We start from the raw sequence: 2,579 nt of genomic DNA, 5'->3' as shown, positions 1-2,579 counted from the left end.
GGCGGTGGTGCGGGCTGCGGGTGCAGGTGCGGGGCGCGGGTGCGGGTGCGGAGGCTGGATGGCCGGGGCGGGGTGCGGAGGCTGGATGGCCGGGGCGGGGTGCGGAGGCTGGATGGCCGGGGCGGGGTGCGGAGGCTGGATGGCCGGTGCGGGGTGCGGAGGCTGGATGGCCGGTGCGGGGTGCGGAGGCTGGATGGCGGGGCTCGAGCGGCTCCCTTACGGGTGCGGCGCCGGGGCCGGAGCCGAGGCTGGAGTGCCTCCTTCGGAGTCCCAGGCCGCTTCCACGGCGCGGTCGGCTTCGGACACCGTCCGCAGACGCGCCGCCTCCTCCATCAGCCGGCTCGCGGTCGACGTCCCCAGCGGGTCGCTCGCGGCGGTCATCAGCCAGGCGGCCGAGGCGGGATCCGTCAGCGGCGGAACCACCAGGAGGTTCCAGCGGCCACTGCGGTACGAGAGCAGCAGCAGTTCGTGCGGGTCCTGTTCGGCAAGGAACCAGCCCACCTTCACCACACGCCCGGCGACGGACACCTTGCGCGGGACGACCGGCCAGTGGGTGGGATTCACCGTGACCCTCGTGATCCGCCCCCACAGTGGATCGAGTACGGCGGTCAGGGCGGGGAGTTCGGCCGTCAGGTCGCGGGACCGGGGCCACCAGGCACCGTCCAGCAACGCCGGCGCGGCACCGACGGGAGCCAGCGACAGACGGGGAGCGGACGAGGAGAACGGCGCTTCGGCTTCGGCTTCGAGTGTCGGCGGGGAGGGGATGGTCGCAGTCATGACGCGGACCCTGCCCCGGACCGGCCGCAACCGGCCCGGCGTATTCGATCGCCGAAAACGACACGAGCTCGGAAACCGGTGCGCGAAATATTCTCGGTACCTCCGAGCGTACTCCCCGGACAGTCCTGACGGACCGTTCCGGTCGCGGCAGAACCGGGCCCCCGTAATGTACGGCGTGTACGGCGCGAGCCGGGCGGCATCCTCATCCCGAGGTCCCCGGTCGCGGCGGAACGGAGAACGGTGATCAGCGCCGGCATGGCCGAGGTCCTGCGGTCGCTGCGCCTGCGCGAGGCCGACGACCCGGCGCGGGCGTGCGCGCGGGCGCTGGGCGCCGAAGGGGTCGCGCTGTCGCTGCTGGTCGGCGCCGACCGGACGGCCGAGCCGCTCTGGTGCCACCCCGAGCTGAGCGCACGGTTCGAGGAACTCCAGTTCACCCTGGGTGAGGGCCCGGGGCCGGACACGGTACGCACCGGCTCGCCCGTCCTGGAGCCGGACCTGGACCGGGTGCGCCCGCAGCGGTGGCCCGCGCTGCTGCCCGCCGCGCGCGAACTGGGCGTGCACGGTGTGTGCTGCTTCCCGCTGGGCATCGGGGCCATCCGGGTCGGCGTACTGACCGTGCTGTGCGACGGGGACAGACGGATCGGCGAGCAGCAGTACGCGGACGCCACCGCCCTGACGGCCACACTGACCGGCGCCTTCCTGAACAGGGACCGGCGCGGGGGCGACGACGTGCCCGGGCTCGGCCTGTTCCTGGAGCAGCCGTCGGGACTGCGCCGCGCGGCCGTGCACCAGGCCACGGGAATGATCAGCGTCCAGCTCGGCGTGTCCCTGAAGGAGGCGCTGCTGCGTCTGCGCGCCCACGCCTATGGCACCGGGCGCCCCCTCGGCGAGATCGCGGCGGACGTCGTGGCCCGCAGGCTGCGCTTCAACGACCACTTCGACGACGGCGTCGACGACGATATGAGCGGGCCGTATTCGCCCGACGTTGACATCCTCTCCCTCTTAAAAGAGGGGGATTCCAACCCAGGTGGGTTGAGGTTCACGGGTGCTCGAACGGCTGGTGGCCGTTGTCACCCCTCCGGCACCGGCTGTTCGCCGGGGGCGGGGGATCCCGCCCTGTCCTGCCGCGACGTTGGATGCTGCGTTGGTGTCCGCGTTGCAGGTGAAGCCACAGGAGGAACAGACGAACTCGGCTTGGCTCTTGCGCGAGTTCTTGTCGATCCATCCGCAGGCACTGCACCGCAGAGACGTGTACGGGGCCGGAATGTCCTCGACCCGGCCGGGGGCCTTGTGCCCGGTGCGCTGCCGGAGCAGGCCCCAGCCCTGGGCGAGGATGCCCCGGTTCAGCCCCGCCTTCTGGCGGACGCCTCGGCCGGGCCGCTCCACTGTGCCCTTCGCGGAGCGGGTCATGTTCCTGATGTTCAGCTTCTCGAAGCGGACCAGGTCGTAGGACTTGGCGAGCAGGGTGCTGGTCTTCTCGCACCAGTCCTTGCGGCGGTTGGCCTCCCGTGCCTTGAGCTTCGCGACCTTCGCGTACCCGGCCGCCTTGGCCTCGCTGCCTTTGGGGGCGCGGGCTGCGCGCCGCTGGTGTTTGCGGATCTGGGCGTGTTCCCGGGCGGTGAGCTGCGGGCAGTTCAGTTTCCGCCCGTCGGAGAGAGCGGCGGTGATGGTGACGCCGCGGTCGATGCCGATGACCTCACCGGTGCCGGGCGCGGGGACCGGCCCGGGGACGACGGCGAACGCGGCATGCCACTGCCCGTTCTTCAGCGTGACGCGGAACGTCTTCGCGTCGGGCAGTTTCG

General features: G+C 72.2%; 2 protein-coding genes and 1 pseudogene. 1 reads left to right on the top strand and 2 read right to left on the bottom strand.

The window, feature by feature from the left end:
• Positions 1-216 precede the first annotated feature (216 nt).
• The gene (locus ACFPIH_RS56165; protein WP_381186775.1) at positions 217-777 is read right to left on the bottom strand and encodes a DUF5994 family protein; all 561 of its coding nucleotides are present in this window, start codon (positions 775-777) and stop codon (positions 217-219) included.
• 255 nt (positions 778-1,032) lie between these two features.
• On the opposite strand from ACFPIH_RS56165, the pseudogene ACFPIH_RS56160 reads away from it, so the two are divergent.
• Positions 1,033-1,674: pseudogene (locus tag ACFPIH_RS56160) on the top strand (ANTAR domain-containing protein); the annotation flags it as partial.
• Between the two features lie 105 nt (positions 1,675-1,779).
• Here the strand turns inward: ACFPIH_RS56160 and ACFPIH_RS56155 are convergent.
• Positions 1,780-2,579, bottom strand: an 800-nt coding sequence (locus ACFPIH_RS56155; protein WP_381186778.1) for an RNA-guided endonuclease InsQ/TnpB family protein, incomplete at its 5' end; no start/stop codon positions are given.

Source organism: Streptomyces vulcanius, assembly GCF_042653945.1.
Lineage (GTDB): Bacteria > Actinomycetota > Actinomycetes > Streptomycetales > Streptomycetaceae > Streptomyces > Streptomyces mangrovi.
This window is presented reverse-complemented; position numbering and strand designations above follow the sequence as displayed.